General features: G+C 67.3%; 25 protein-coding genes. 17 read left to right on the top strand and 8 right to left on the bottom strand.

The window, feature by feature from the left end; genetic code table 11:
- Nucleotides 1-274: 274 nt before the first annotated feature.
- The 5 genes from BRO63_RS29015 to BRO63_RS28995 all read right to left on the bottom strand — a co-directional run bounded on the left by BRO63_RS29015 (nucleotide 275) and on the right by BRO63_RS28995 (nucleotide 5,736).
- Nucleotides 275-1,291, bottom strand: coding sequence for a Bug family tripartite tricarboxylate transporter substrate binding protein (locus tag BRO63_RS29015; protein ID WP_088143092.1), 1,017 nt, complete (start codon nucleotides 1,289-1,291; stop codon nucleotides 275-277).
- 204 nt (nucleotides 1,292-1,495) lie between these two features.
- Nucleotides 1,496-2,236 carry an amino acid ABC transporter ATP-binding protein gene (locus BRO63_RS29010; protein ID WP_088143091.1) on the bottom strand — a complete coding sequence of 247 codons (741 nt, stop codon included), beginning with the start codon at nucleotides 2,234-2,236 and terminating at the stop codon, nucleotides 1,496-1,498.
- Nucleotides 2,237-2,296: 60 nt separating this feature from the next.
- Nucleotides 2,297-3,397, bottom strand: coding sequence for an amino acid ABC transporter permease (locus BRO63_RS29005; protein ID WP_088143090.1), 1,101 nt, complete (start codon nucleotides 3,395-3,397; stop codon nucleotides 2,297-2,299).
- Nucleotide 3,398: 1 nt separating this feature from the next.
- The gene (locus BRO63_RS29000; protein ID WP_088143089.1) at nucleotides 3,399-4,589 is read right to left on the bottom strand and encodes an amino acid ABC transporter permease; all 1,191 of its coding nucleotides are present in this window, start codon (nucleotides 4,587-4,589) and stop codon (nucleotides 3,399-3,401) included.
- 130 nt (nucleotides 4,590-4,719) lie between these two features.
- Nucleotides 4,720-5,736 (bottom strand): amino acid ABC transporter substrate-binding protein, encoded by a 1,017-nt coding sequence (locus tag BRO63_RS28995; RefSeq protein ID WP_088143088.1) that lies wholly within the window; start codon nucleotides 5,734-5,736, stop codon nucleotides 4,720-4,722.
- A gap of 290 nt (nucleotides 5,737-6,026) precedes the next feature.
- Between BRO63_RS28995 and BRO63_RS28990 the strand changes: the two genes are divergently transcribed.
- The 6 genes from BRO63_RS28990 (at nucleotide 6,027) to BRO63_RS28965 (ending at nucleotide 11,286) form a co-directional block, all read left to right on the top strand.
- Nucleotides 6,027-6,755 (top strand): cell division ATP-binding protein FtsE, encoded by a 729-nt coding sequence (locus BRO63_RS28990; protein ID WP_088143087.1) that lies wholly within the window; start codon nucleotides 6,027-6,029, stop codon nucleotides 6,753-6,755.
- Entirely contained in the window at nucleotides 6,752-7,660 is a 909-nt protein-coding gene (locus tag BRO63_RS28985; RefSeq protein ID WP_088143086.1) for a cell division protein FtsX, read from the top strand. The genes BRO63_RS28990 and BRO63_RS28985 overlap by 4 nt, the downstream gene beginning before the upstream one ends.
- 284 nt (nucleotides 7,661-7,944) lie before the next feature.
- Entirely contained in the window at nucleotides 7,945-8,691 is a 747-nt protein-coding gene (gene cheD, locus BRO63_RS28980) for a chemoreceptor glutamine deamidase CheD (RefSeq protein WP_088143085.1), read from the top strand.
- A gap of 47 nt (nucleotides 8,692-8,738) precedes the next feature.
- Nucleotides 8,739-9,269, top strand: coding sequence for an RNA 2',3'-cyclic phosphodiesterase (thpR, locus tag BRO63_RS28975; RefSeq protein WP_088143108.1), 531 nt, complete (start codon nucleotides 8,739-8,741; stop codon nucleotides 9,267-9,269).
- A 47-nt stretch (nucleotides 9,270-9,316) separates the two neighbouring features.
- On the top strand, nucleotides 9,317-9,877 hold the full coding sequence (locus tag BRO63_RS28970; RefSeq protein WP_088143084.1) for a 5'-3'-deoxyribonucleotidase: 561 nt from the start codon (nucleotides 9,317-9,319) through the stop codon (nucleotides 9,875-9,877).
- A gap of 71 nt (nucleotides 9,878-9,948) precedes the next feature.
- A complete protein-coding gene (locus BRO63_RS28965) occupies nucleotides 9,949-11,286 on the top strand; it encodes an NAD(P)H-dependent oxidoreductase (RefSeq protein WP_088143083.1) in 1,338 nt (445 codons plus the stop codon).
- A 33-nt stretch (nucleotides 11,287-11,319) separates the two neighbouring features.
- Here the strand turns inward: BRO63_RS28965 and BRO63_RS28960 are convergent, their stop codons facing one another.
- Entirely contained in the window at nucleotides 11,320-12,066 is a 747-nt protein-coding gene (locus BRO63_RS28960) for a FadR/GntR family transcriptional regulator (RefSeq protein ID WP_088143082.1), read from the bottom strand.
- 105 nt (nucleotides 12,067-12,171) lie between these two features.
- Nucleotides 12,172-12,909 carry an SDR family NAD(P)-dependent oxidoreductase gene (locus BRO63_RS28955; RefSeq protein ID WP_013396517.1) on the bottom strand — a complete coding sequence of 246 codons (738 nt, stop codon included), beginning with the start codon at nucleotides 12,907-12,909 and terminating at the stop codon, nucleotides 12,172-12,174.
- Between the two features lie 240 nt (nucleotides 12,910-13,149).
- Here BRO63_RS28955 and BRO63_RS28950 point away from each other — a divergent pair, with 240 nt between their 5' ends.
- From BRO63_RS28950 to lpdA, 11 genes are all read left to right on the top strand, one after another.
- The gene (locus tag BRO63_RS28950; protein WP_088143081.1) at nucleotides 13,150-13,947 is read left to right on the top strand and encodes a shikimate dehydrogenase family protein; all 798 of its coding nucleotides are present in this window, start codon (nucleotides 13,150-13,152) and stop codon (nucleotides 13,945-13,947) included.
- A gap of 69 nt (nucleotides 13,948-14,016) precedes the next feature.
- The gene (locus BRO63_RS28945) at nucleotides 14,017-15,252 is read left to right on the top strand and encodes a branched-chain amino acid ABC transporter substrate-binding protein (protein ID WP_088143080.1); all 1,236 of its coding nucleotides are present in this window, start codon (nucleotides 14,017-14,019) and stop codon (nucleotides 15,250-15,252) included.
- 171 nt (nucleotides 15,253-15,423) lie between these two features.
- Nucleotides 15,424-16,365 (top strand): branched-chain amino acid ABC transporter permease, encoded by a 942-nt coding sequence (locus tag BRO63_RS28940; protein ID WP_088143079.1) that lies wholly within the window; start codon nucleotides 15,424-15,426, stop codon nucleotides 16,363-16,365.
- Nucleotides 16,362-17,630 (top strand): branched-chain amino acid ABC transporter permease, encoded by a 1,269-nt coding sequence (locus BRO63_RS28935; RefSeq protein WP_088143078.1) that lies wholly within the window; start codon nucleotides 16,362-16,364, stop codon nucleotides 17,628-17,630. The genes BRO63_RS28940 and BRO63_RS28935 overlap by 4 nt, the downstream gene beginning before the upstream one ends.
- Entirely contained in the window at nucleotides 17,627-18,379 is a 753-nt protein-coding gene (locus BRO63_RS28930; RefSeq protein WP_088143077.1) for an ABC transporter ATP-binding protein, read from the top strand. Before BRO63_RS28935 ends, BRO63_RS28930 begins: the two co-directional genes overlap by 4 nt.
- Nucleotides 18,376-19,095 (top strand): ABC transporter ATP-binding protein, encoded by a 720-nt coding sequence (locus BRO63_RS28925; RefSeq protein WP_054458931.1) that lies wholly within the window; start codon nucleotides 18,376-18,378, stop codon nucleotides 19,093-19,095. The genes BRO63_RS28930 and BRO63_RS28925 overlap by 4 nt, the downstream gene beginning before the upstream one ends.
- Nucleotides 19,096-19,129: 34 nt before the next feature.
- The gene (locus tag BRO63_RS28920) at nucleotides 19,130-19,918 is read left to right on the top strand and encodes an SDR family NAD(P)-dependent oxidoreductase (RefSeq protein ID WP_088143076.1); all 789 of its coding nucleotides are present in this window, start codon (nucleotides 19,130-19,132) and stop codon (nucleotides 19,916-19,918) included.
- A 35-nt stretch (nucleotides 19,919-19,953) separates the two neighbouring features.
- A complete protein-coding gene (locus tag BRO63_RS28915; RefSeq protein WP_088143075.1) occupies nucleotides 19,954-22,137 on the top strand; it encodes an alpha-ketoacid dehydrogenase subunit alpha/beta in 2,184 nt (727 codons plus the stop codon).
- Nucleotides 22,134-22,625 (top strand): VOC family protein, encoded by a 492-nt coding sequence (locus tag BRO63_RS28910; RefSeq protein WP_088143074.1) that lies wholly within the window; start codon nucleotides 22,134-22,136, stop codon nucleotides 22,623-22,625. Before BRO63_RS28915 ends, BRO63_RS28910 begins: the two co-directional genes overlap by 4 nt.
- Nucleotides 22,626-22,635: 10 nt before the next feature.
- Entirely contained in the window at nucleotides 22,636-23,898 is a 1,263-nt protein-coding gene (locus BRO63_RS28905; RefSeq protein ID WP_088143073.1) for a pyruvate dehydrogenase complex dihydrolipoamide acetyltransferase, read from the top strand.
- An 8-nt stretch (nucleotides 23,899-23,906) separates the two neighbouring features.
- Nucleotides 23,907-25,304: a dihydrolipoyl dehydrogenase gene (lpdA, locus tag BRO63_RS28900; RefSeq protein ID WP_088143072.1), complete on the top strand. Its 1,398-nt coding sequence runs from the start codon at nucleotides 23,907-23,909 to the stop codon at nucleotides 25,302-25,304.
- A 25-nt stretch (nucleotides 25,305-25,329) separates the two neighbouring features.
- Here lpdA and BRO63_RS28895 read toward each other — a convergent pair whose 3' ends face one another.
- Nucleotides 25,330-26,211: a LysR family transcriptional regulator gene (locus tag BRO63_RS28895; protein WP_088143071.1), complete on the bottom strand. Its 882-nt coding sequence runs from the start codon at nucleotides 26,209-26,211 to the stop codon at nucleotides 25,330-25,332.
- Nucleotides 26,212-26,902 lie beyond the last annotated feature (691 nt).

Below are 26,902 nucleotides of genomic sequence, written 5' to 3'. Positions count from 1 at the left end.
CCACACAGACGTCGGCAAGAACCAGAAGAACGCCAATCGCCCCAGTTGACGGCAAGTTTCAACCGCCAGAGCCCGGCGCGTCGGCGGCCCGCGGTGTGCGGGGCGTCGATAAGCCCGAGGGAATCTGAAGGAACCGCCGCAGGCGGTGACGAAGATGACGAAGGGGAAGTCCGGAGCGAACGCTCCGGACCGCAATCGCAGCCCCGCACACCGCGGGCCGCCGACGCGACGGGCGTCTCAAGAACTCAAAAAAACGCCCATCAAGACAAACCAATCAATTCAAACTAGCACCCGAGATCTTCACAATCTCCTGATACTTCGCCTTCTCACCCTTAACGAACTCAGCAAACGCCTCAGGCGCCATCGGCGCAGCCTCCGACCCCATCGTCAGCAGCCGCTGCTTCACATCCGCCTGCTGCATCGCCTCCGAGTAAGCCTTGTTCAGCTTCGCCACCACCGGCGCCGGCGTGCCGCCCGTCGTGAACACTCCGAACCAGGTCCCCAGATCAAAGCCCTTGATCCCCGACTCTTCCACCGTAGGCACATCCGCCAGCAGCGAAGAACGCTTGGCGGTGGTCACGGCCAAGGCCTTCACCTTGCCGTCCTTGATCAGCGGCGCCGAAGCCGCCAGGTTGTCGAACATGAAATCCGACTGCCCCGACAGCAGCGCCAGCTGCGCAGGCGCCGCGCCCTGGTAAGGAATGTGCTCGACATTGATCCCCGCGCGCGCCTTCAGCAACTCGCCCGACAGATGGCCTGCGCTGCCGTTGCCGCCCGAGCCGTAGTTCAGCTTGCCCGGGTTCTTCTTCGCGTAGTCGATCAGATCGGCCAGCTTCTCGATCTTGTTCTTCTGCGCGAACTCGACGTTCATCACCAGCACATTGGGCACCGAGGCCACGATCGTCACCGGCGCGAAATCCTTCACCGGGTCATACGGCAGATTGGCGAACAGCCAGGGATTGATGGCGTGGGTCGCGACCGCGCCCATCACCAGCGTGTAGCCGTCGGCCGGCGCCTTGGCCACCAGGTCGGCGCCAATGTTGCCGCCCGCGCCCGAACGGTTTTCCACGATGACCGGCTGCCCCAGCGAGCCGCGCACCTTCTCGGCCAGCATCCGGGCCATGGTGTCCAGCGGGCCGCCAGGCGGGTAAGGCACGACGAAGCGCAGCGGCTTGGTCGGGAAATCGGTGGCCTGGGCCAGCGCCGGGGCGCCGAAAGGCAGGGTGGCGGCCAGCGCCACGGCGCCTTGCAACAGGGCGCGGCGCACAGCGCGGCGGGGGGTCTGCGTCATGATGTTGTTCTCCTCGCTTCGGATCAATAGCGGTCAGTAGCATACCGCAGCGAGGAACAGGGCGTAACAAAGAGATACCAGCAGAACCGCCGGCTGTTCCCGCCGCTGCGCCCGCGGCGACAACTCGTCGCCCCAAGAAAAACACCCCAAAAGTCGGACCGGAGTCCAACTTTTGGGGTGCGGTTTCGAACGCGGTTGTTCCGATCAGTGCAGGATCTGGCTCAGGAACAGCTTGGTCCGGTCGTTCTGCGGATTGTCGAAGAACTCGTCCGGACTGTTCTGCTCGATGATCTCGCCGCGGTCCATGAAGATCACGCGATTGGCGACCTTGCGCGCAAAACCCATTTCGTGGGTCACGCAAATCATCGTCATGCCGCTTTCCTGGGCCAGGCTGACCATCACGTCCAGCACTTCCTTGACCATTTCCGGGTCCAGCGCCGACGTCGGCTCATCGAACAGCATGATCTTGGGGCTCATGCACAGCGAACGGGCGATCGCCACGCGCTGCTGCTGGCCGCCCGACAACTGGCCGGGGAATTTCTTGGCCTGGTCCGGGATGCGCACGCGCTCCAGGTACTTCATGGCCGTGGCCTCGGCTTCGGCGCGCGGCTTCTTCAGCACCCACATGGGGCCCAGCGTCAGGTTCTCCAGCACCGTCAGGTGCGGGAACAGGTTGAAGTGCTGGAACACCATGCCGACGTCCTTGCGGATGGTCTCGATGTGCTTGAGGTCGTTGGTGAGCTCCGTGCCGTCCACGATGATGTGGCCCTTCTGGTGCTCTTCCAGGCGGTTGATGCAGCGGATCATGGTGGACTTGCCCGAGCCCGACGGTCCGCACACCACGATGCGCTCACCCGGCGCGACGTCCAGGTTGATGTTGCGCAGCACGTGGAACTGGCCGTACCACTTGTTCACGTCCTGCAATTTGATGATGGCATCAGACATGCCTGTACTCCCGTAAGTATCGCGGTGCGCGCCCGCCCTAGGCGGACGCGCTGCAAAGTTCTAGCGTGCGTGTCCCGTGGCCAGGCGTTTTTCCAGCGACTGGCTGTATTTGGACATGGAGAAGCAGAAGACGAAGTAGATGAGCGAAATGAACAGGTACGCCTCCACCCCGAATCCGCGCCATGCCGCGTCGGACAAAGCCGCCTTGGCCGCCAGCGTCAGATCGAAGATGCCGATGATCACCACCAGCGAGGTGTCCTTGAACAGCGCGATGAAGATGCTGACCAGCGGCGGAATCACGATCTTCAGCGCCTGCGGCAGGATGATCTTGCGCATCTGCTGCCAGTAGTTCAGGCCCAGCGAATCCGCGCCCTCGTACTGGCCCTTGGGAATCGCCTGCAGGCCGCCGCGCACCGTTTCGGCGATGTACGCCGCCGCGAACATGATGATCGCGATCTGCGCGCGCAGCAGCTTGTCGATGGAGAAGCCTTCCGGCAGGAACAGCGGCAGCATCACCGAGGACATGAACAGCAGGCTGATCAGCGGCACGCCGCGGATCAGCTCGATGTACACGACGCACAGCGCCTTGATGGCGGGCATCTTGGAGCGCCGGCCCAGGGCCAGCAGCACGCCGATGGGAAAGGCGAAGGCAATGCCGAACGTGGACAGGATCAGCGTCAGCGGCAGGCCGCCCCAGCGCGCGTTTTCCACGTAGGTCAGGCCGAACACGCCGCCCCACATCAGGAGCGCCACGGCCGTCAGGCCCACGGTCCAGATGATGGCGAGCTTCCAGTTCCAGAAGCGGCGGATGCCGCTGCAGACGATCACGGCCACCAGGATGACGGTCGCGATCAGCGGACGCCATTGCTCGTCGAACGGATAGGTGCCGAACAGGATCAGCCGGTGCTTCTCGATGATGAACGCCCAGCAGGCGCCGCCGGAAGCGCGGCACTCCTGCGCGTTGGTCGCGGAGAAGTTCGCCTTGATGAAGGCCCATTCCACCAGCGCCGGCACCGCCATCAGCAGGAACCAGGCCACCAGCACCGTGATGAGGATGTTCAGCGGCGACGAGAACAGGCGCGACTTGATCCAGGCCCAGGGACCCACTTGGGTGCTGGGCGGCGGCAGGCCTTCGGCGGGGATATGCGAAGTGCTGCTCATATCAACGCTCCACCAGCGCGATGCGCTTGTTGTACCAGTTCATGAATATCGAAATCGACAGGCTGACCGTGAGGTAGGCGCCCATGATGATCAGGATGCCCTCGATGGCCTGGCCGGTCTGGTTCAGCGTGGTGTTCACCACCGACACGATGTCGGGGTAACCGATGGCCACGGCCAGCGAACTGTTCTTGGTCAGGTTCAGGTACTGGCTGGTCATCGGCGGGATGATCACGCGCAGCGCCTGCGGCAGCACCACCAGGCGCAGCACCTGCTTGCGGCGCAGGCCCAGCGAACCGGCGGCTTCCCATTGGCCGGTATTGACCGCCTGGATGCCCGAGCGCACCACTTCGGCGATGAAGGCCGAGGTATAGATCACCAGGCCCGCGAGCAAGGCCGCGAATTCCGGAGACAGCGTCAGGCCGCCCGAGAAGTTGAAGCCCTTGAGCTCCGGCATGTCCAGGGTCAGCGAAGCGCCACTGACCAGCCAGCCGATGATGGGAAAGCCGATGAGCAGGCCGATGGCGGCGCGGCCCAGCGGGAACACATTGCCGGTGGCCTCCTGGCGCTTCTTGCCCCAATGGCCCAGGAAGATGATCGCGACAATGGCCAGGCCCAGCCCGGCCAGCATCCAGTCCAGGGAATTGCCTTCCAGCCCCGGCACTTTCAGGCCGCGGTTGGAGATGAACACGCCAGGCAGCGGATTGTGCGCCTGGCGCGGACCCGGCATGTTTTCCGTGATCAGCGCATACCAGAAGAACAACTGCAGCAGCAGCGGCACGTTGCGCATCACTTCGACGTAGACCGAGGTGATCTTTGCCACCAGCCAGTTCTTGGACAGGCGGCCGATGCCGATGAGCGTGCCGAGGATGGTCGCCAGCACGATGCCGATGACGGCCACGCGCAGCGTGTTGAGCAGGCCGACCAGGATGGCGCGGCCGTAAGTATCCGCGGGCGTGTAGGCGATGGGCGTTTCGCCGATCGCGAAGCCGGCCTCGCGGTCCAGGAAGCCGAAGCCCGTGGCGATGTTGCGCACGGACAGGTTGTGCAGCGTGTTTGAAACCAGGAACCACACGGCCCAGGCCACCGCGGCCAGCGCCAGCACCTGGTAGACCACGGAGCGTACGCCCGGATCGTTCCAGTTCAGACGCCGGGGGGGTGCCGATGCAGGCGCGCTTTTATTGGGAGTATTCATGAGTAAATCTACAGAAGTCGGACACCGGGCGGCGAAGCCGGTAGGGCCGCGCCACCCACTCCTGCCACCCGCCCGAGGGCGGGAGAGGAAAAACGGAGCGCCGGGCTCCGTTTTTCCAGGCAGCCGTGTGTTAGCGCACCGGCCAGCCGTACATCAAGCCACCATTCTTGTAGGAAGCGTTAAGACCGCGCTCCAGCTTCATCGCGCTGTTCTTGCCCAGCGTGCTTTCGAAGCTTTCTCCGTAGTTACCCACGTTCTTGATGATGTTGTAGGCCCACTTGTCATCCACGCCCAGGTTCTTGCCCATGCCCGGGGTCACGCCCAGGATGCGCTGGATGTTGGGGTTGGGGCTCTTGGCCATTTCCGCGACGTTGGCCTTGGTGATGCCGTATTCCTCGGCTTCGAGCATGGCGTTGAGCGACCAGCGCACGATGTTGAACCATTGCTCGTCGCCCTGGCGGACCATGGGGCCCAGCGGCTCCTTGGAGAAGTCTTCCGGCAGGATCACGTACTTGTCCGGGTTCTCGAGCGTGGTGCGGGTGGAGGCCAGTTGCGACTTGTCGGTGGTGAAGGCGTCGCAGCGGCCGGCCGAGAAGGCGCGGATGATTTCGTCGTACTTGTCGATCACGACGGGCTTGAATTCGATCTTCTGGCCGCGGAACCAGTCAGCCAGGTTCAGTTCGGTGGTGGTGCCGGGCTGCACGCAGATGGTGGCGCCGTTCAGTTCCTTGGCGCTCTTGACGTTCAGGTCCTTGGAGACCATGACGCCCTGGCTGTCGTAGTAGTTCACGCCCACGCCGATCAGGCCCAGCGTCGTGTCGCGCGTCAGCGTGACGGTGGTGTTGCGGGTGAGCACGTCCACTTCGCCCGACTGCAGGGCCGTGAAGCGCTGTTGCGTGTTCAGCGGGGTGAACTTGACCTTGGTGGCGTCGCCGAACATGGTCGAGGCGATGGCGCGGCACAGGTCCACGTCGATGCCCTTGTATTCGCCCTTGCTGTCAGCGATGGAGAACCCCGGAATGCCCGTCGAAACCCCGCACTGGACAAACCCTTTCTTCTTGACGTTTTCGAAGGTTGCGCCCGCATTGGCTGCCGCCGATGCAGCGAACAAAGCGGCGCCGATCGCAGCGAGTTTCAATACTTTCATCGTGTTCTCCGTGTGGGATAAAGCGAATGTTCACGCAGGCCGGGTTGGGCCCACGTATGGGGCGGATGGTAGCGTCCGCGCCGCTCGCGGCGCATCCGGGAATTCCCTTGAAATATAGGGACACTGGGTGAAATGAAACGCTGTTTCCTGTCGAAAATGGGGGCACTGTTTGAGCCACGACAAACGCGCCCGGGCGCCTTGCGCGCAAATATTTGTCCGCGCATCGTCCAGGCGGTTTAGGCCACCTTACTGTCCCCGAGTTACTATTGCGGCTTCATCTGACAGCCGCCATGATCGAATTCCAGCACGTATTCAAATCATATGGTCGCGGCCGCAATATCCTGGCCGACATCAACTTCCGCGTGAGCGCGGGAGAATTCGTTTTCGTATCCGGGCCGTCCGGCGCCGGCAAGTCCACCTTGCTCAAGCTGATCGGCGGGCTGGAGCCCGCCAGCCGGGGATCGATCCAGGTCAACGGCCAGCGGCTGGACAAGCTGCCCAGCCGCGCCCGGCCATACCTGCGCCGCGCCGTGGGCGTGATCCTGCAGGACACGCACCTGTTGTTCGATCGCAGCGCGTTCGAAAACGTCATGCTGCCGCTGGCGGTCACCGGCCATGCCTGGGACTCGGCCGCGGCGCGCGCCCGCGCCGCCCTGGACAAGGTGGGACTGTCCGGCAAGGAAGACCTGAATCCGATCGAGTTGTCCGGCGGCGAGCAGCAGCGCCTGGCGATCGCGCGGGCCATCGTGAACCGGCCCGCCATCCTGATCGCCGACGAGCCCACCGCCAACCTCGACCACGACAACGCGCAACGCATCATGAATGTGTTCCGCGATTTCAACCGCGTCGGCGTGACCACGCTGATCGCCTCGCACGACCAGGACCTCATGGCGCGCTACGCCACCCGCACCTTGCGCATCGACCCGGGCAAGTTCGCCGACTCCCAGGGCTCCGCGACGCCGCCGCCTGAGGCTGGCGCGGGCCAACCCGGCCGCGGCTATCCGGGAGAATCCGCATGAACGCCTGGCTGCGGCAACACCGCTACGCGCTGCTGGTCACCCTGCGCCGGCTGATCAAGCAACCGTTCTCATCGCTGGCCAACCTGTTGGTCATGGCCCTGGCCCTGGCGCTGCCCTTGCTGGGCAGCGCCATCCTGGTCTCGGTCCAGCCGGTGGCGCGCCAGATGTCGGTTACCCCCGAAGTCACCGTCTTCATGCGCGTGGACGCCCCCTCGGGCGCCGCCGCGGACGTGGCCAAGCGCATCCAGGACGAATACAAGGACGACATCCGCGCGGTGCGCGTGGTGGGCCGCGAGGACGCCCTGGCTGATCTGCGCGCCAACCCCGCGTGGCAACAGGCGCTGGCCGTGCTGCCGGGCAATCCGCTGCCGGACGCGGTGGTGGTGACGCTGGCCGACGGCGACAACCTCGCCGGCCGGGCCGACAAGCTGGCCGGGTCCTGGAAACAATGGAACCACGTCGACCTGGTGCAGCTGGATAGCGCCTGGGTGCAGCGCCTGGAAGCGATCCTGCGCTTTGCCCGCATCGGCCTGGCTTTCCTGGCCGCCTGCGTGGCGGTGGTGGTACTGGCGACCGTCTTCAACACCGTGCGCATGCAGGCACTTTCGCAACGCGAGGAAATCGGCGTGGCGCGGCTGGTGGGCGCCACGGAATCCTTCGTGCGCCGTCCCTTCCTCTACCTGGGCGCGCTGTCTGGCGCGGTGGCGTCGCTCCTGGCCATCGGCGTGGCGGCGGTCGCGCTGTCGCCGCTGAACGATGCCCTGGTGGGACTGGCCCGCAGCTACGGGGCCGAATTCGCCCTGCACCTGCCTGGCCCGGCCGTGCTGGTCAGCGCCGTGGTCGCCTCGGCCGCCCTGGGCGCGCTATCGGCGCGCTGGTCGGTCACCCGCAGCACGCGCTTCTGACGCGCGTCGCCTAAAGCTCCGTATAAAGCCCCTTCTTCCCCGTGATCCGGGGAACGGCTTGCGCCTGCCTGTGTAGGATGCTTGCATGCCTGCCAGCGGGCGGCTGCGGGCGCCGGGCGGCAAAAACAGGACAAATTACGGCGTCCGTTACATAGCAATTCACCCGCTGGAAGCTTGAGTATGCAAGAATAAAGCGACATTTTCTTACATATTTTGATACATATCTGATTTCCGAGCTGCCAACTTCGTGTCCCAATCGTTGTTCTTGCCTTTAATCGAGTCCCATGGCCGCCCGTCTTGAAGCCCGTGCGACGCGCCACTATTTCGACAGCGCGTTCCAGTGTCAGGCGGTGAAAGTACTGCCCAACGAGTACTACGTCACCAACGAAGACCTGATGATCTCCACCGTCCTGGGGTCTTGCGTCGCCGCCTGTATCCACGACCCGGTCACCGGGGTGGGCGGCATGAACCATTTCATGTTGCCGGAAGGCGATATGCAATCGCCCGCATCGGCCACCATGCGCTATGGCGCCTTTGCCATGGAAGTGCTGATCAACGAGCTGCTGAAGGCCGGCGCGGTGCGCGACCGGCTCGAAGCCAAGGTGTTCGGCGGCGGCGCCGTGCTGTCCGCCATGCAGCAGATGAACATCGGCGAGCGCAACGGCGAGTTCGTGCTGAACTACCTCAAGGTCGAAGGCATACCCGTCAAGGCACAGGACCTGGGCGACGTGCACGCGCGCCGCATCAACTACTTCCCGCGCGACGGCCGGGTGATGGTCCGCAAGATGGCGCCGCACCACCAGCGCGCCGAGGAAATCATTGCCAAGCGCGAACAGGCAGCCGCCCAGAGCGTGCAGGCCAAGACCGAAAGCCCGCAGCGCGTCGAGCGCTTCACCCGGCCCGGTGTCGAGCGTTTCGACCGCCCGGCACGTCCTGGCGTGGAACGCTTCGACCGCCCGGCCCGCCCCGGCGTGGAACGCTTCGACACCGCGCTGACGCGTCGGCGCCGCACCGAGACCGCCAGCGACTGAACCGGTCCGCGCGCGCATTGCGGCGGATGCGCCCCTACAATCAGCGCATGTCCACCGTCCGCCTGTTCTACGCCTTGTGGCCCGCCCCCTCGATGGCGGCGCAGCTCGCGACCTGGGCGGAACTGGCGCGTCCCGCTTGCGGCGGACGGGCCATGCGCACGGAAACCCTGCACCTGACCCTGGCGTTCCTGGGGCCGGTGGACACGGCGCTCGCCGACGAGCTGGCCGCGGCCACGCCTGAACGCCGCGTCGCCCCCGAAGACATCCTGCTGGACCGCTATGGCGTCTTCGGCCGCCAGCGCATCCTGTGGGCCGGGCCCGGCGACACGCCCGCGGGCCTGCAGGCCGCCCACGACGAACTCTGGCTATGGCTATCCGGCTTCGGCCTGGCTGCGCCGCCCCAGCCCTTCCGGCCGCACGTCACCCTGCTGCGCAACATCGAACACGCCAGCCCGCCCGCCCAGGCGCCCGCCCCCCTGCCCTGGCGCTACGACCGCATGGTGCTGGTCGCCTCCGAGTCGCTGTCGGGCGGCAGCCGCTACCGCATCGTGGCGCAGTCCAGGCCGCAGAACTCCTGACCTGCCGCTCTGGCACAATCAGCCGGTTGCCACCACCCGGGATCGCCATGATCATCCTGCTGGACCAAGACGGCGTGCTCGCCGACTTCGAACACGCCTTCATCGACGCCTGGCGGGCCCGCCATCCGGACATACCGCCCGTGGCGTTCGAGGACCGCAAGTCTTTCTACATCCGCCAAGACTATGCGCCCGAACTGCGCGGCATGGCCGAAGCCATCTACACCGCGCCCGGCTTCATCCGCGACCTGCCGCCGGTGCCCGGCGCGCTGGAAGCCGTGAAGGAACTGCTGGCGCTGGGCATGGATGTGCGCATCTGCTCCTCGCCCCTGTCGCAGTTCGAGAACTGCGTGGCGGAGAAGTACCTGTGGGTGGAAAGGCACCTGGGGCGCGACGCCACCAACCGGCTGATCCTGACCAAGGACAAGACCCTGGTGCACGGCCATCTGCTGATCGACGACAAGCCCCTGATCGAAGGCGCGGTCAAGCCGCGCTGGAAGCACATCCTGTTCGACGCCCCCTACAACCGCGAGGTCTCGGACCGCCCCCGCATCAGCTGGAAGAATTGGCGCAACGTGCTGGCCGGAGAGCTGTATACGGCAGATGAGTGAGTCCTGTTCAGCTGCCGTAATTTGGGACTATTCTGTGTTGCTGTACCCCCCACCCCGGAGGAGCCTGCACCATGAACCTGTACCGTCTTCTGAAGCAGCGGGAAGCCGACCACAAGCCTTTGCGTGTTGCCTTACTGGGCGCCGGAAAGTTCGGCGCGATGTTCATGAGCCAGGCCCCGCGCACGCCGGGGATGAGACTGGTCGCAGTCGCTGACCTGGTGCCCGACCGGGCGCGCGCGGCGCTCACCCGCGTCGGCTGGCCCGCCAGCGCGCTCAATGCCGCCAGCACCAATGACGCGCTGAAGAACGGCAAGGTCTACTTCTGCGACGATCCCCACGCCGTGATCGCCAGCCCCGACGTCGATATCGTCATCGACGCCACCGGCCAGGCCGCCGCCGGCATCAGCCACGTGCTGGCCTGCTGCGAATACGGCAAGCACATCATCATGGTCAACGTCGAGGCCGACGCGCTGGCCGGCCCCCTGCTGGCGCGGCGCGCACGCGAAGCCGGCATCGTCTATTCACTGGCCTACGGCGACCAGCCGGCCCTGATCTGCGAAATGGTGGACTGGGCGCGCGCCAGCGGCTTCGAGGTCATGGCCGCGGGCAAGGGCACCAAGTACCTGCCGGAGTTCCATACGTCGACGCCGGACACCGTCTGGCCCTATTACGGCTTCACCGCCGAAATGGTTGCGGCGGGCGACTTCAACGCGCAGATGTTCAACAGCTTCCTGGACGGCACCAAGAGCGCCATCGAGATGGCCGCGGTCTCCAACGCCACGGGCTTGCTGCCCTCGCCATCCGGCCTGCACTTCCCGCCCTGCGGCGTGGACGATCTGGCGCGCGTGCTGCGGCCGCGCGAAAGCGGCGGCATCCTGCACCATCGCGGCCAGGTCGAGGTGATTTCCTCGCTGGAGCGCGACGGCCGCCCGGTGTTCCGCGACCTGCGCTGGGGCGTGTACGTGACCCTGGCCGCCGACAGCGACTATGTGCGCCGCTGCTTCAAGGAATACGGCCTGGTCACGGACCCCAGCGGCAACTACACCGCCATGTACAAGCCCTATCACCTGATCGGGCTGGAGTTGGGCATCAGCGTGGCCAGCGTGGGCTTGCGGCGCGAGCCCACAGGCGCGCCCGCCGGCTGGCATGGCGACGTCGTCGCCACCGCCAAGCGCGACCTGCCGGCCGGCCAGATCCTGGACGGCGAAGGCGGCTACACGGTGTACGGCCGGCTGATGCCGGCGCGCGATTCGGTGGATGAAGGCTATCTGCCGCTGGGCCTGTCGCACCAGGTCAAGTTGAAGAACCCGGTGCGCCAATCCCAGGCGATACGCTGGGCCGACGTGGAGTACGACGAACGGTCCACGGCCGTACAGTTCCGCCGCGAAATGGAACAGACCTTCGCCTAGGACTCGCCCGCGCGGCGGGCAATCCCCGGCGCCCTAGACTGGCGCCGGCCGCTCCGCCTGGAACAGCCGCAGGCGGTCCGCGGCGTTGCGCAGGTGCCGGTCGGCGGCGCGGCCGGCGGCGTCCGGATCGCCCGCGTCGATGGCGGCAAAGATCGCCTGATGCTCGCTCTGCACCGCGGCCATGCGTTCGGTGTACATGCGCGCCGTATTGTTGCGCGCGCTGCGGATGACCCGCCGCACATTGGCTTCCAGGTAGTCGTTCAGGGCCACCAGATGCGGGTTATGGGTGGCCTGCACGATGGCATGGTGGAACTGGTAGTCCTCTTCGTCGCCCAGCTTGTCGTTGAGCAGCGCGTACTCCATGCCCACCAGCGCCTGGCGCATCTTCTTCAGATCCGCGTCGGTGCGGCGCTGCGCGGCGTAGCGCGCGGCGGTGACTTCGATGGACAGCATCAGCTCCAGGATATGTTCCAGTTCCTGGTTGTCGCCCGGCGTGGGCGCGGCGATGCGGAACGCGTTCTTCTGGAAGTTCGGGTCGACAAACACCCCGCTGCCTTGCTGCGACGTGATCAGGCCTTCGGACTTCAAGCGCGCCAGCGCTTCGCGCACGACGGCGCGGCTGACCGAATAGGTTTCCGTCAGCTGCTTTTCCGTGGGCAGGCGATCCCCGGGCGCGAGCGTCCCCTGGCGGATCTGCTCCGCCAGCGCGTCGCCCAGCGCCGCCGAAAGCGAACTCTTGGGCGCGGCGCGCGGCGGATCCTGTTCTTGGTTGGGCTGCATGGTCGAATGGTGGAAACTTGCGGGCGGCGCAGGCGCGCCGCCTCTTGTTTATGGGAATGCCCGGCGGGCCGGCCGCGGCATGGACCGCCGCGCCATCCTGGGACTTTACGCGATATAGATGCCGCCGTTGACCTGCATGACCTCGCCCGTGACGAAACCGGCCAGCGGCGAGCACAGGAACGCGATGGAACCCGCGATTTCCTCGGCCGTGCCGTAGCGGCGCAGCGGCGTGCTTTCCAGCAGCTGCGCGCCCTTCTGCCCGATCAGGTCCTGGGTCATGGAGGTGGCGATGATGCCCGGCGCCACCGCGTTCACGCGGATCTGCGGCGCCAGCTCCAGCGCCAGGCTGCGCGTGAAGCTCTGCACCGCGCCCTTGGAAGCCGAATAGGCCGCGTGGGCATAGCTGCCGCGCTGGGCCGCCAGCGAGGTCAGCAGCACGATGGAGCCGTCGTGGCGCAGGTGGCGCTGGGCGGCGCGGCATACATAGAAGGTGCCGTCCAGGTTCACGCGCATCAGCGTGCGCCAGGCCTCGTCGCTGGTGTCCTTGACCAGTTGCTCCGGGTAGATGCCGGCGCAATGCACCAGATGGTCCAGCCCACCGAAATGCTTGGCCGCCGCCTCGAACACGCGTTCGCAGTCGGCCGAGGCCGACACGTCCAGCGCGCGCGTGTAGACGCGCTGCCCGCTGGGATCCAGCTCGGCCGCCACCTCTTCCAGGCGTGCGTTGTCGATGTCGGTCAGCACCAGCCGGGCGCCATGCGCCGCCATCAACCGCGCCGTCGCCAGGCCGATGCCGTTGCCCGCGCCGGTGATGGCGGCAACCTTTCCTTCGAACGAAATCATTCTGTCTCCTGAAGCACTCTCGTACGCCGGCTGAACGCCTTCCCAGCGGCCACGGGAATTCCGATTGGACTCCCGAAACGGCCGCTTGACACGGGAAAAACGCTTGCCCTATGATTTATCGGACAACTTAATAAAGTTGCCTGACAACTTATTCCGAAAGCGTAAAGCAACTGGCGCTTTCAGGCAAGAGAGTCAGGAACGACACGGCGGCAAGCCGCTACCCAGGCAGGGGACAAACAGGTGGAAATCACCGGCAGCACTACCGTTTTCGCGATCGCGGCGGACCCGATCGCTCACGTCAAGACGCCCCAGCGGCTCAACGCCCTGCTGCGCGAGCGCGGCGTGGATGCGGTCATGGTTCCGTTCCATGTGGCCCCCGCCGGCCTGCCCGGCCTGTTCGCCGGCATCCGCGGGCTGGCCAATCTGGGCGGCATCGTGGTGACGGTGCCCCACAAGGAAAACGCCGCCGCCCTGTGCGACGCCCTGACGCCGTCCGCCCAGCTGAGCGGCGCGGTCAACGCGGTGCGCCTGCGCGACGGCGTGCTCACCGGCGGAAACTTCGACGGACTGGGCTTCGTGGCCGGCCTGCGCAGCCAGGGCCATGATCCGGCCGGCCGCCATGTCTACCTGGCCGGCCTGGGCGGCGCGGGCAAGGCCATCGCCTGTGCCGTCGCCGACGCCGGCCCCGCCAGCCTGCGCCTGTACAACCGCAGCGCCGACAAGGCACTCTCCTTCGCCGCCCACCTGGGCCGCCAGTATCCCGGCCTCGCCATCAGCGTGGCCGGCGCCGCGCCCGAGTCCTGCGACATCGCCATCAACGCGACCTCGTTGGGCCTGAACGACACCGATCCCCTGCCCTTCCAGCTGGACGCGCTTGCCGCCGGCACCGTCGTCGCCGACGCCGTCATGAGCCGCGTCGACACGCCCCTGCTGCGCGCCGCCGCCGCGCGTGGCTGCCGCACGCATCCGGGCCTGTACATGCTGGAAGGACAGATCGCCGAAATTGCCCGCTTCCTGGGCATAGAAGAGCCGCGCTAAGGCTGGTTCAACAGCGCGCTTGCTTGATCCACAAATTCACCACACTCCCGTCCCACGGAGGAGACACGCATGAAATTGGCTTTCACCACTGGCCTGCTGTGCCTGGCCGGCATCGCCGCATCGGCCCAGGCCGCGCCCGTCAAGATCGGCCTGATCGAAACGCTGTCCGGCCCGCAGGCTTCGACCGGCCTGATGTTCCGCGCCGCGGTCAAATATGAGCTGGACCGCATCAACGCCGCCGGCGGCTGGAACGGCCAGCCGCTGGAACTGGTCGAGTTCGACAACCAGGGCGGCCCGGTGGGTGCGTCCGACCGCTTCCGCGCGGCCGCGGCCGAAGGCGTGCAGATCCTGGTGCAAGGGTCCTCGTCGGCCATTTCGGGACAGCTGACCGAAGACGTGCGCAAGCACAACCTGCGCAACCCGGGCAAGGAAGTCGTGTTCCTGAACGTGGGCGGCGAAGCGCTGGAACTGACCGGCCAGAAGTGCCACTTCTACCACTTCCGCTTCACCACCAACGCCGATCTGCGCGTGAAGGCGCTGGCCTCGGTCATGTCGGCCGACGGTACCCTGGGCAAGCGCGTGTACGCCATCAACCAGAACTACTCCTGGGGCCAGGACATGGAAGGCGCCACCGAGCGCTTCGCCAAGCAGTATGGCTATGAAGTGGTCGGCAAGACGCTGCACGAGGTCAACAAGATCCAGGACTTCGCGCCTTACGTCGCGCGCATCCGCTCGGCCACGCCCGACACCGTGATCACGGGCAACTGGTCCAACGACCTGCTGCTCTTGATGAAGGCCACGCAGGCCGCTGGCCTGAAGGTCCGCTTCGCCACCGTGTTCCTGGATCAGGTGGGCAACCTGGCCAACGCCGGCGAAGTCGCGCTGGGCCACTACATCGCCCACCCCTACAACATCGAGGCCGCCGGCGAGGAAGGCGCCAAGTTCGCCGAGGACTACAAGGCCAAGACCGGCCACTACCCCAGCTACACCGAACCGCAGACCGTGATCGGCATCCGCTTCCTGGGCGAGGCGCTCAAGCAGGTCCAGCCGCAGGACGGCAAGCTGTCCGTGCCGCAACTGGCCGGCGCGCTGGAGAAGGTCACCTACACCTCGTCGCTGGGCACCTACACAATGCGCGCGGAAGACCACCAGGTGCAGCTGCCCATGGTGGTGTCCAAGGTCGGCAAGAACGCCAAGTACAAGGCCGACGGCACCGACATGGGCTTCGAGCCGGTGAAGGTGCTGGCCGCGGCCGACGTGTCGGCGCCGCCGCAGGCGACCTGCAAGATGCAGCGGCCGAACTGATGGCTTGCGCGCGTTGATGATCGGCCGGCGCCATGCCGGCCATCAGCGCGCGCAATGCATCGCGACCCCTCGCGAACCAATAAGCGCACCCCCGGCGCGGGCCGGAAAAATCCTGGTGCGCAATCGCTCGCAAGACGTCCGTCGTCTTAGCGCAAGAATCCTGGAGCGGACATGGAATACTTTACCGTCTCGCTGTTGAACGGCGTGATTTACGGCCTGCTGCTATTCATGGTGTCGGCAGGCCTGACACTGATTTTCGGAATGATGGGCGTGCTCAACTTCGCGCACGCCTCGTTCTACATGATAGGCGCGTACGCCGCCTACACCCTGACGCCCGTCACCGGCTTCTGGACCGCGCTGGTCCTGGCCACCGTCATCGCCGGCCTGCTGGGCATGGGCGTGGAGCGCTACTTTCTGCGCCGCGTCCACAAGTTCGGCCATGCGCAGGAACTGCTGGTGACCTTCGGCCTGGCCTTCATCGTGGCGGAGCTGATCAAGCTGTTCTACGGCGACTTTCCGGTCGACTACCGCGTGCCGCAGTTCCTCAACTTCGCGGCCTTCCGCGTGTTCGATGCGGACTACCCCTTCTACCGCCTGCTGATGGGCGGGGTGTCGCTGGCGATGTTCGCCGTGATCTATCTGCTGCTGTCGCGCACCCGCGTCGGCATCGTGGTGCGCTCGGCCATCTACCGCCCGCGCATGGCCGAAGCGCTGGGCCACAACGTGCCGCTGGTGTTCATGAGCGTGTTCGGCGTGGGCGCGGCCATGGCCGGCCTGGCCGGCGCGGTCGCGGGCGCGTTCTACACCACCAACCCCAACATGGCGCTGGAACTGGGCGTGCTGGTGTTCGTGGTGGTCGTGGTCGGCGGCCTGGGCTCGCTGGAAGGCGCGATGATTGCCTCGCTGCTGATCGGCCTGATCAGCTCGTTCTCGGTCGGCATCGACGCCAGCCTGGCGTCCCTGTTCGGCCTGTTCGGCGCCGGAGAATGGGCCGAAAGCGTGGGCGGCCTGATGACCGTGAAGATTTCCAGCCTGGCGGCCACCCTGCCCTTCCTGCTGATGCTGGTGGTGCTGCTGGTCAAGCCCTCGGGCCTGAAGGGAGAACAGGCATGAGCCAGACCCGCCGTACTTCCGCCATCCTGCTACTTGTCCTGTGCGTGGCCGCGCTTTGCGCGCTGCCCTGGCTGTTGCCTCCGGGCCAGCTGGTGGCGGCCGTGCAGATGCTGATTGCCGCGCTGTTCGCCTGCGCCTTCAACCTGCTGGCCGGCCAGGGCGGCATGCTGTCCTTCGGCCATGCCGCGTACTTCGGCGTGGGCACCTTCGCCACCATCCACGCCATGAATGCGCTGGGCGGCGCAGGCCTCCTGCCCACGCCCCTGATGCCGCTGGCGGGCGGCGTGGCCGGCCTGCTGTTCGGCCTGGTCGCGGGCTGGTTCGCCACCATGCGCGCGGGCGTCTACTTCGCCATGATCACGCTGGCGCTGGCCGAGCTGCTGCATGCGCTGGCGCCGCACCTGAAGGGCGTGTTCGGCGGCGAGGCGGGCGTATCCGCCATGCGCATGCCGGCCTGGGGTTTCACCTTCGGTTCCGACATCGAGGTCTATTTCCTGGTACTGGCCTGGGTGCTGGTGTCGCTGGCCGCGCTTTATGGCCTGACCCGCACGCCGCTGGGCCGGCTGACGCTGGGCCTGCGCGAGAACGCCAACCGCCTGCGCTACCTGGGCTATCGCCCGCACACGCTCAAGACCCTGGTGTTCGCACTGTCGGCCATGTTCGCCGGCATCGCCGGCGGCCTGCAGGCGCTGAACATCGAAGCAGGCAATTACGTGCTGTTCGACGTCAAGCTGTCCACCGACGCGGTGCTGTTCGCCTACATCGGCGGTGTCAACGCCTTCCTGGGCCCGGTGCTGGGCGCGTCCATCCTGACCTTCCTGTCGCAGACGCTGGCCGACATCACCCGCTCCTGGCTGCTGTACCAGGGCATTCTGTTCGTGCTGGTGATGCTGTTCGTGCCGGACGGACTGGTGGGCCTGGTGCAGGGCGCCGCGCGTTCGCTGCGCGAGCGCGGACTGGCCAACTGGCTGCCGCGCGCGGCGGTCTCGGTGGCGGGCGGCCTGCTGCTGACTTGCGCCACGGTCTTCACGGTGGAGCTGCTGCAACGCATGTTCGCCCGCGACTACCGCTCGCTGCTGGCGATGAACCCCGAGGCCGGCTGGCCCGACATCCCGTTGTTCGGCCACGACTGGGCGCCGCTGGCGCTGTCGACCTGGCTGATTCCGTTGGTGTTGTTCCTGGCGGGCCTCGCCGCCTGCCGCTGGGCGCTGGCCCTGTGGCGCGACGACGAACAAGCCGCTCCCGCGCTGGAGGCTGCACAATGAGCCACGACATCCTGACCCTGACCGACGTGCGCAAGTCCTTTGGCGACGCGCAGATCATTCGCGGCGTAAACCTGAAGATCGAGGCCGGCGAACGCCATGCCGTCATCGGTCCCAACGGCGCGGGCAAGTCCACCCTGTTCCACCTGATGTCGGGCTCGTTCGCGCCGACCTCGGGCGACATCAGCCTGCGTTCGCGCGCGATCGGCGGCCTGCCCCCGGAACGCATCAACCGCCTGGGACTGGCGCGCTCGTTCCAGATCACCAACGTGTTCCCGCGCCTGTCGGTGCGCGAGAACCTGCGGCTGGCGGTCTTGCGCATGCACGGGCTGGTCTACAACTTCTGGCGTCCCATCGCCCGCAACCGCGCCGTCAACGAGGACGTCGACCGCCTGCTGGAGAAAGTGCGCCTGGCCGCCAAGCAGGACACCGCCGCCGGCGACCTGAACTATTCGGAACAGCGGTCGCTGGAGATCGGCATGACGCTGGCCTCGCGCCCCAAGGTCATCCTGCTGGACGAGCCCATGGCGGGCATGTCCCAGCACGAGGTGGACTACACGGTGGAACTGATCAAGGACGTGACCCGCGACTGCACCCTGCTGATCGTGGAGCACGACATGCAGGTGGTGTTCTCGCTGGCCGACCGCATCAGCGTGCTGGTCTACGGCGAGATCCTCGCCACCGGCACACCGGCCGACATCCGCGGCGACGCCCGCGTGCGCGAAGCCTACCTGGGAGAGGAAACGGTATGACGACGCAATCCCCCTTGCTGAGCCTGCAAGGCGTGCACGCCCACTACGGCAAGAGCCACATCCTGCACGGCATCGACCTGACTGTCGGCCGCGGCGAGGTCGTGAGCCTGCTGGGCCGCAACGGCGCCGGCCGCTCCACCACCATGAAAAGCATCATGGGCCTGGTGGACGTGACCGGCGGCAGCATCGCCATCGAAGGCCGCGACATCACCAACAAGCGCCCCTTCGAGATCGCCCGCGCCGGCCTGGGCTTCGTACCGGAAGAACGCGAGGTATTCGCCAACCTGACCGTGGACGAGAACCTGCGCATGGGCGAACAACCCAAGCGCGACGACGCGCCCTACTGGTCGACCGAGCAGATGTTCGACTACTTTCCGCGACTGAAGGAACGCCGCGGCACCAAGGCCGGCAACCTGTCCGGCGGCGAACAGCAGATGCTGACCATGTGCCGCTCGCTCCTGGGCAACCCCAAGGTCATGCTGATCGACGAGCCCACCGAGGGGCTGGCGCCGAAGATCGTGGAAGTGATCGCCGACGTGATCCGCGACATCCACAAGCGCGGCGTGTCGGTGGTGCTGGTGGAGCAGAAGCTGACCATCGCGCTGAAGGTCTCCACCCGCGTCAGCGTGATGGGCCACGGCCGCATCGTTTTCGAAGGACCGCCCGCGCAGCTGCATGAGCGCCAGGACGTGGTCCAGGAATGGCTGGCGGTCTGAGCGCCGGCAAATACATCGCTAAGAGGCAACCATCTTGGACCAAACTCCGGAAGTAATCCATCCCGACCTGCGCGGCCAGAGCGTCGTCATCACCGGCGGCGCCAAGGGCATAGGCCTGGCCACGGCGCAGGCCTTCGTGCGCCAGGGCGCGCGCGTCGCGCTGCTGGACATGGACGCCACGGCGTTGGCAGAGGCCGTCGCCGGCCTGGCCGCGCTGGGCGGCGAGGCGCTGGCCGTGCAAGCCTCGGTCACCGACGCCGACGCGGTCGAGCGCGCCTTCGCACAGGTCGAGCAGGCCTGGGGCCGCATCGACGTGCTGGTCAACAACGCCGGCGTCTCGGCCAACAAGCCCACGCTGGAAGTCACCGTGGACGAATGGCGCCGCGCCGTGGACATCAACCTGACCGGCGTGTTCCTGTGCGCCCAGGCCGCCGGCCGCCGCATGGTGCCCGCCGGCGCCGGCAGCATCATCAACCTGGCCTCGATGTACGGCGTGGTGGCGGCGCCCGACCGCGCCGCCTACTGCGCCACCAAGGGCGCGGTGGTGCTGCTGACCGAGACCCTGGCTGTGGAATGGGGCCCCATGGGCGTGCGCGTGAACGCGCTGGCGCCGGGCTACGTGGAAACGGACCTGGTGCGCGACCTGGCCGCGCGCGGCCGCCTCGACCCCGAACGCCTCAAGCAGCGCACGCCGCTGCGCCGCCTGGCGCAACCGGCCGAAATGGCCGACCTGGCGGTGTTCCTGGCCTCGCGCCAGGCCGGCTACGTCAACGGACACACTCTGGTGGCCGATGGCGGCTGGAGCCGCTACAGCTACCTCTAATCGCAAGACACCCACACATCTCTGGAGATTCACTCATGGCCACCCACCAACCGCTTGAGTCCCAAGCGCCCTGGCGGCAACTGACGGTAGACGCCAAGGACTGGCAACAGGCGGACCCGGCCCTGCTGGGCACCATGCTGACCCAGCTGCACTGGATCCGCGCCTTTGAAGAGGCCGTGCTGGACCTGGCCGCCGAAGGCCTGGTGCACGGCCCCGCGCATTCGTCCGTGGGCCAGGAAGGCGGCGCGGTCGGCTCTGTGCTGGCGCTGGGCGCCGGCGACCAGATCAACGGTTCGCACCGCGGCCACCACCAGTTCCTGGCCAAGGCGCTGCAGCACGTCGCGCCGCTGGGCCTGGACCCGCGTAATCCCCTCACGCCCGCCATCGATGAGGTCCTGCAGAAGACCATGGCCGAGATCATGGGCCTGGCCCAGGGTTACTGCCGCGGCCGCGGCGGCAGCATGCACCTGCGCTGGCTCGAAGCCGGCGCGCTGGGCACCAACGCCATCGTCGGCGGCGGCGTGCCGCTGGCGGCCGGCGCGGGCTGGGCGCACAAGCACGCGGGCACCGACCGCGTCGCCGTGACCTACTTCGGCGACGGCGCGGTGAACATCGGCTCGGTGCTGGAAACCATGAACCTGACCGCGGCCTGGAAGACGCCGCTGTGCTTCTTCATCGAGAACAACCGCTACGCCGTGTCCACCACGGTCGAAGAGTCCACCGCCGAACCGCGCCTGTCGGCGCGCGGCCTGGCCTTCAACATTCCGTCGTGGAAGGTGGACGGCATGGACCCGCTGGCGGTCCACCTGGCCATGTCCGAGGCCGTGGCGCACATGCGCGCCGGCAACGGTCCCACCATCGTCGAAGTGGACGTGTACCGCTTCTTCCACCAGAACGGCCCGTTCCCCGGCAGCGCCTTCGGCTACCGCAGCAAGGACGAGGAAGCGCAATGGCGCCGCCGCGATCCGCTGGACAAGATCGCCGCGGAAATGATCGGCCGCAAGCTGATCACACAAGCCGAAGTGGACGCCCTGCGCCAGCGCTGCAAGGACGTGATGAAGGACGTCTCCGGCCGCCTGACCGAAGCCGCCGACGGCGGCAAGCGCCGCGTGCGCGCCGACCTCTGGCCCAGTCCCGACTTCCGCGACGTGGGCCTGCGCAGCGACGGCTCGGAACTGGCCGGCCTGCGCTACCAGGAAGCGGCGGACTACGCCGGCCAGTCCGCCGAGCGCAAGTTCGTGGACGCGGTGGCCGACGTGCTGGACCGCCGCATGGAAACCGACGCCGGCGTGGTGGTGCTGGGCGAAGACGTGCACCGCCTGAAGGGCGGCACCAACGGCGCCACGCGCGGCCTGAAGGACAAGTATCCCGACCGCGTGCTGGGCACCCCCATTTCCGAGAACGCCTTCGCCGGCCTGGGCGGCGGCCTGGCCATGGACGGCCGCTACCGGCCCATCGTGGAGTTCATGTACCCCGACTTCATGTGGGTCGCGGCCGACCAGATCTTCAACCAGATCGGCAAGGCCCGCCACATGTTCGGCGGCGACATCGACGTGCCCTTCGTGCTGCGCACCAAGGTCGCCATGGGCACGGGCTACGGCTCGCAGCACTCGATGGACCCGGCCGGCATCTTCGCCACCGCGCCCGGCTGGCGCGTGGTCGCGCCGTCCACGCCCTACGAATACGTCGGCCTGATGAACACCGCGCTGGCCTCCAAGGACCCGGTGCTGGTGATCGAGCACGTGGACCTGTACGCCTCGTCGGGCGAGGTGCCCGCAGGCGACCTGGACTATGCCGTCCCGTTTGGCAAGGCTCGCGTGCGCCGCGAGGGCGGCAAGGTCACCATCCTGACCTATCTGTCCATGGTCAGCCGCGCGCTCAAGGCGGCGGAAGCCGCCGGCGTGGACGCCGAGGTCATCGACCTGCGCACGCTGGACCGCGCCAGCCTGGACTGGGACACCATCGGCGCCAGCATCATGAAGACCAACAACGTGCTGATCGTGGAGCAAGGCGCGCGCGGCACCTCCTACGGCGCCATGCTGGCCGACGAGATCCAGCGCCGCTACTTCGACTGGCTGGACCAGCCGGTCAAGCGCGTGACTGGCGGCGAGGCCTCGCCCAGCATCTCCAAGGTGCTGGAGCGCGCGGCGTTCGCGGATACCGAGGAAGTCATGGCCGGCCTGGCCGACGTGCTGGCCGACCTGGGAGAACAGGCATGAGCGCTTCCCTGCACATGACCGTGCCGATGGAGGTCGGCATCTGCTGCGCCGACCTGGACGCGCTGCTGGCCTTTTATACCGGCGTGCTGGGCCTGAAGCTCGTCAACCGCGTGAGCGTGCCGGCCGACAAGGCCCAGGCCACCGGCCTGACGCGCCATGGCTACGACGTGGCGCGGCTGCAGACCAGCTATGGCGAACGCATCAAACTGCTGCAACCCGCCGCCGCGCCCGAGGCCGCCGCGCGCGGCGCGGCCATCCTGGACCGCCAGGGCGCGACCTACCTGACCTTCATCGTGCGCGACCTGCCCGGCGTGGTTCGCGGTCTGGAAGCCCGGGGCGTGGTTTTCGACAGCAAGCCGGCGCCGATGGAAGTGCGCCCCGGCACCTGGCTGGCGTTCTTCCGCGACCCCGAAGGCAATGTGCTGGAACTGGTCGAATACGACGATCCCGCCACCTACCGGCCCGACCTGGCCGGCGCCGCTGAATAGGACGAACATCGTGGCACACCTTATCAAGCTCCCCTCCGTTGCGGCCGATACCTCGGGCGGCACGCTGCACCAGTGGCTCAAGAAAGAAGGCGACACGGTCGCCGTGGGCGACGCGCTGGCGGAAATCGAAACCGAGAAGGCCATCGTCGAAATCAATGCCGAACAGGCCGGCGTGCTGGGCCGCATCGTGGTCCAGGCCGGCGCGGCCTCCGTGCCGGTGAACACCGTGATCGGCGTGCTGCTGGCGCAGGGCGAGGACGCCTCGGCCATCGACCGCGCGCTGGCCGAAGCCGGCGCCGCCGTGCAGCCCGCGGTTGCCGCCGCCCCCGCCGCTGCGCCGGCTCCGGCCTGCAGCGCCGCTGCCTCCGCGCCCGCCTCGCCTTCCGCCCCGGCCGGCGCCGCAAGCACCACCCCGGTCCCCGGCGGCCGCCTGTTCGCCAGCCCGCTGGCGCGCCGCCTGGCCGCCCAGTGGCATGTGGACCTGCTCAACGTGACTGGCACCGGCCCGCACGGCCGCATCGTGCGCCGCGACGTGGAAGCGGCGCGCGACCGGATTCCGGCCGCCGCTGCCGCGCCGCTGGCCGGCCGTCCCGCCGCGCGCCGCGTGCCGCACACCGGCATGCGCCGCGCCATCGCCCGCCGCCTCACCGAAAGCAAGCAGCACGTGCCGCACTTCTACCTGACGGTGGATTGCCGGATGGACGCGCTGCTGGCGCTGCGCTCCCAGGCCAATCAGGGCGGCGCGGTGAAGCTGTCGGTCAATGACTTCATCGTGCGCGCGGCCGCCCTGGCCCTGCGCGAAGTGCCCGAAGTCAACGCCAGCTGGCACGAGGACGCCGTCGAATACCACGCCGGCGCCGACATCTCGGTGGCGGTGGCGACCGACGGCGGCTTGGTCACGCCCATCGTGCGCGACGCGGACGTCAAGCCGCTGTCGGCCATCGCCGGCGAAATCGTCGAGCTGGCCGGGCGCGCCAAGATCAACCGCCTGAAGCCCGAGGAATTCACCGGCGGCTCGCTGACCGTCAGCAACCTGGGCATGTATGGCATCAGCCAGTTCGCCGCCATCATCAATCCGCCGCAGGCCGCCATCCTGGCGGTAGGCGCGGCCGAGAAGCGCCCGGTGGTGGACAGCGACGGCCAGCTTGCCGCCGCCACCGTCATGACCGTGACCCTGTCGGCCGACCACCGCGTGGTGGACGGCGCGGTGGGCGCACGCTGGCTGGCCGCCTTCCGCACGCTGATCGAAAACCCCGTGCGCATCCTGCTGTGAGCCCCGCCATGACCAAGACTACGTTTGATCTCGCCGTGGTGGGCGGCGGTCCCGGCGGCTACGTCGCCGCCATCCGCGCGGCCCAGCTGGGCATGTCGGTCGCGCTGGTGGAGCGCGCCGAGCTGGGCGGCATCTGCCTGAACTGGGGCTGCATCCCCACCAAGGCGCTGCTGCACAGCGCCACCGTGTTGCGCGCCTGCCGCGAGGCGGCGCACTACGGCGTGGCGGGCGCTGGCGAAGCGCGCCCGGACCTGGCCGCCATGGTGGCGCGTTCGCGCAAGGTGGCAGGCCGCCTGGGCCAGGGCGTGGCGCACCTGATGAAGAAGAACGGCGTAACCGTGTTCGCCGCTAGCGCCAAGCTGGCGGGCGGCGGCCGCCTGGCGCTGGACAACGGCAGCGCGCTATCGGCCAAGCACATCATTCTGGCCACAGGCGCGCGCGCCCGCGAACTGCCGGCGCTGCCCCTGGGCGAACGCATCTGGGCCTACCGCCAGGCGCTGGTTCCGGCCGAGATTCCGAAGTCGCTGCTGGTGGTGGGCGCGGGCGCCATCGGCGCGGAGTTCGCCAGCTTCTACCGCGCCGTGGGTGCAGAGGTCACGTTGATCGACATGACCGCGGAAATCCTGCCGCAGGAAGACGCGGAAATCTCGGCGCTGGCCCGCAAGGCTTTCGAGAAGCAAGGCATCCGCGTGCTGACGCAGTGCGCCGTGACCTCATCCTCGTTGACCGCAACCGGCGTGAAAGTGGCGCTGGACCAGCAAGGCAAGCGCAGCGAGCTGGAGGTGGACCGCGTCATCGTCGCCGCCGGCATCGTCGGCAACGTCGAGAACCTGGGCCTGGAGCAGACCCGCGTCAAGGTGGAGAAGACCCATATCGTCACCGACGGCCTGTGCCGCACGGGCGAGCCCGGCGTCTACGCCATTGGCGACGTGGCCGGCGCGCCATGGCTGGCCCACAAGGCCAGCCACGAAGCGGTGCTGTGCGTCGAAGCGATCGCCGGCAAGCCCGCGCATCCCATCGATCCGCTGCGCATTCCGGCCTGCACCTATTCGTATCCGCAGGTCGCCAGCATCGGCATGAGCGAAGCCCGCGCCCGCGAGCACGCCGCCAAGAACGGCGGCGAGATCCGCGTCGGCAAGTTCACCTTCGCCGGCAACGGCAAGGCGATCGCCATGGGCGAGGACCAGGGCTTGGTGAAGACGGTGTTCGATGCCAAAAGCGGCGAGCTGCTGGGCGCGCACATCATCCACCCCGAAGCGTCCGAGCTGATCACGGGCTATGGCGTGGCGGCTTCGCTGGAGGCCACCGAGGAAGACCTGATGCACACCGTGTTCGCGCACCCGACCCTGTCGGAAACGCTGCACGAATCGGTACTGTCGGCGTTTGGGCGGGCGTTGCACGCCTAGGCGCCATGCCAGGCGCGGCGCGGGATCAAATCCGCGCCGCGAAGAAATCCAGGAAGCAGGCAATCCGCCGCGACAGCTGCGTGTTGCGGTGATACACCGCGTGCATGGGCTGCAGGTAGTCCGTGTGCACGGCTTCCATCACCTTCACCAGCCGGCCGGCCTTGACGTCCTCGCGCACCACGAAGTCGGACAGGCAGGCGATGCCCACGCCGCGCACCGCCAGTTGCCGCTGGGTTTCGCCGCTGGAGGTCGCCAGCGTCGGCACCGCCAGGTAGCTGGACCCGCCCGCGTGGCGCAAGGGCCAGACGTTCAGGCTTTCAGGCTGGGTGAAACCCAGCACTTCGTGCGCCGCCAAATCCTCCACCGTTTGCGGCGCGCCGCGCCGGGCCACGTATTCCGGACTGGCCATCACCCAGCGCGGCGAAGGCCGCAGCGTGCGCGCATGCAGGGTGGAATCCGTCAGCGGCCCCATGCGCAGCGCCACGTCGGTGCGATGTTCCATCAGATCGACGATGCGGTCGTTGCTGGTGAGTTCGAGCGTGATCGCCGGATACTCGCGCCGGAATTCCGCGACCAGCGGCACCACGCAATGCAACATCACCGGCACCGACGCATCCACCCGCAAGCGGCCCGCCGGACGCTGATGCACCATGCGCATGCAGTCCTCGGCTTCGTCCAGCGAAGCGACGATATGCCGGGCCTTCGGCAAGAAGTGCTTGCCCTCCTCGGTCAATTCCATGCGCCGGGTGGTGCGGTTGAGCAAGGTGACGCCGAGTTCTTCCTCCAGGCGCGACAAACCCCGGCTGACGCCCGACGCGGTATGGCCCAGCAGCTCGGCGGCGGCGCTGAGGGATCCGGCGTCGACCACGCCCAGGAAGAGGCGTAGCGCGTCAGAGTTCAGGGACATGGGGGTGGCTCCTTGGTTTATCGGTCGATTGTATAGAGGGGGTGCTTGTCGTGGAGAAGCTATTGGCTACTCTGTGGTGAAGTTCTTAAGACGCCCGGTGCGGCGGTGGCCTGGGGCCGCAGGGCAACGATTGCGGTCCGGAGCCTTCGCTCCGGACTGCCCCGTCGTCATCCTCGTCACCGCCTGCGGCGGCTCCTTCGGATTCCCTCGGGCTTATCGACGCCCCGCGGCCCCCCAGGCCACCGCCGCACCGGGCTCCATTGAATTCATCTTCGCGGCCGCTGGGACGAACGGTTTGCGCGGGGTACTCGCCAGCGGTGGGGTTTGGCGAAAGATCTTGCGGGGCCCGCTCCCGGCCGGCCGCGCGGGCGGCCTTTGGGAGCGTACGCGGTGTCTTGCGTCGTGAGAGCTCATCGCAATCGGCGCGCACCCAGCAACGACCGGCATGAACGTAGCTCCGAAGCCAAGAAGTTACTCACATCGCGCGCAGCGTCATCGCCAACCGCAAGACACCGCGTAAGCCCCAAGAGGCCGCCAGGGCGGCCGGCCTGGGGCGGGCCCCGCAAGACACGCCACCACACCCCGATGCGGCCCAGAATGCCAAGCACGCCACTCGCCCCAGCGCCCGTGGAGATTCAGCCGGCAGAGCCTGTCGCGTCGGCGGCCTGCGGGGCGCGGGGCGTCGATAAGC

It is taken from the genome of Achromobacter xylosoxidans, from assembly GCF_002192695.1.
GTDB lineage: Bacteria > Pseudomonadota > Gammaproteobacteria > Burkholderiales > Burkholderiaceae_B > Achromobacter > Achromobacter xylosoxidans_C.
The sequence above is the reverse complement of the archived record's forward strand: the minus strand, read 5'-3'. Positions and strand labels throughout refer to the sequence as shown.

What these genes read in the sequence shown, in the direction of transcription:
- BRO63_RS29015 (WP_088143092.1), bottom strand. Translation starts at nt 1,291, where the DNA reads ATGACGCAGACCCCCCGCCGCGCTGTGCGCCGCGCCCTGTTGCAAGGC.
- BRO63_RS29010 (WP_088143091.1), bottom strand. Translation starts at nt 2,236, where the DNA reads ATGTCTGATGCCATCATCAAATTGCAGGACGTGAACAAGTGGTACGGC.
- BRO63_RS29005 (WP_088143090.1), bottom strand. Translation starts at nt 3,397, where the DNA reads ATGAGCAGCACTTCGCATATCCCCGCCGAAGGCCTGCCGCCGCCCAGC.
- BRO63_RS29000 (WP_088143089.1), bottom strand. Translation starts at nt 4,589, where the DNA reads ATGAATACTCCCAATAAAAGCGCGCCTGCATCGGCACCCCCCCGGCGT.
- BRO63_RS28995 (WP_088143088.1), bottom strand. Translation starts at nt 5,736, where the DNA reads ATGAAAGTATTGAAACTCGCTGCGATCGGCGCCGCTTTGTTCGCTGCA.
- BRO63_RS28990 (WP_088143087.1), top strand. Translation starts at nt 6,027, where the DNA reads ATGATCGAATTCCAGCACGTATTCAAATCATATGGTCGCGGCCGCAAT.
- BRO63_RS28985 (WP_088143086.1), top strand. Translation starts at nt 6,752, where the DNA reads ATGAACGCCTGGCTGCGGCAACACCGCTACGCGCTGCTGGTCACCCTG.
- cheD (WP_088143085.1), top strand. Translation starts at nt 7,945, where the DNA reads ATGGCCGCCCGTCTTGAAGCCCGTGCGACGCGCCACTATTTCGACAGC.
- thpR (WP_088143108.1), top strand. Translation starts at nt 8,739, where the DNA reads ATGTCCACCGTCCGCCTGTTCTACGCCTTGTGGCCCGCCCCCTCGATG.
- BRO63_RS28970 (WP_088143084.1), top strand. Translation starts at nt 9,317, where the DNA reads ATGATCATCCTGCTGGACCAAGACGGCGTGCTCGCCGACTTCGAACAC.
- BRO63_RS28965 (WP_088143083.1), top strand. Translation starts at nt 9,949, where the DNA reads ATGAACCTGTACCGTCTTCTGAAGCAGCGGGAAGCCGACCACAAGCCT.
- BRO63_RS28960 (WP_088143082.1), bottom strand. Translation starts at nt 12,066, where the DNA reads ATGCAGCCCAACCAAGAACAGGATCCGCCGCGCGCCGCGCCCAAGAGT.
- BRO63_RS28955 (WP_013396517.1), bottom strand. Translation starts at nt 12,909, where the DNA reads ATGATTTCGTTCGAAGGAAAGGTTGCCGCCATCACCGGCGCGGGCAAC.
- BRO63_RS28945 (WP_088143080.1), top strand. Translation starts at nt 14,017, where the DNA reads ATGAAATTGGCTTTCACCACTGGCCTGCTGTGCCTGGCCGGCATCGCC.
- BRO63_RS28940 (WP_088143079.1), top strand. Translation starts at nt 15,424, where the DNA reads ATGGAATACTTTACCGTCTCGCTGTTGAACGGCGTGATTTACGGCCTG.
- BRO63_RS28935 (WP_088143078.1), top strand. Translation starts at nt 16,362, where the DNA reads ATGAGCCAGACCCGCCGTACTTCCGCCATCCTGCTACTTGTCCTGTGC.
- BRO63_RS28930 (WP_088143077.1), top strand. Translation starts at nt 17,627, where the DNA reads ATGAGCCACGACATCCTGACCCTGACCGACGTGCGCAAGTCCTTTGGC.
- BRO63_RS28925 (WP_054458931.1), top strand. Translation starts at nt 18,376, where the DNA reads ATGACGACGCAATCCCCCTTGCTGAGCCTGCAAGGCGTGCACGCCCAC.
- BRO63_RS28915 (WP_088143075.1), top strand. Translation starts at nt 19,954, where the DNA reads ATGGCCACCCACCAACCGCTTGAGTCCCAAGCGCCCTGGCGGCAACTG.
- BRO63_RS28910 (WP_088143074.1), top strand. Translation starts at nt 22,134, where the DNA reads ATGAGCGCTTCCCTGCACATGACCGTGCCGATGGAGGTCGGCATCTGC.
- lpdA (WP_088143072.1), top strand. Translation starts at nt 23,907, where the DNA reads ATGACCAAGACTACGTTTGATCTCGCCGTGGTGGGCGGCGGTCCCGGC.
- BRO63_RS28895 (WP_088143071.1), bottom strand. Translation starts at nt 26,211, where the DNA reads ATGTCCCTGAACTCTGACGCGCTACGCCTCTTCCTGGGCGTGGTCGAC.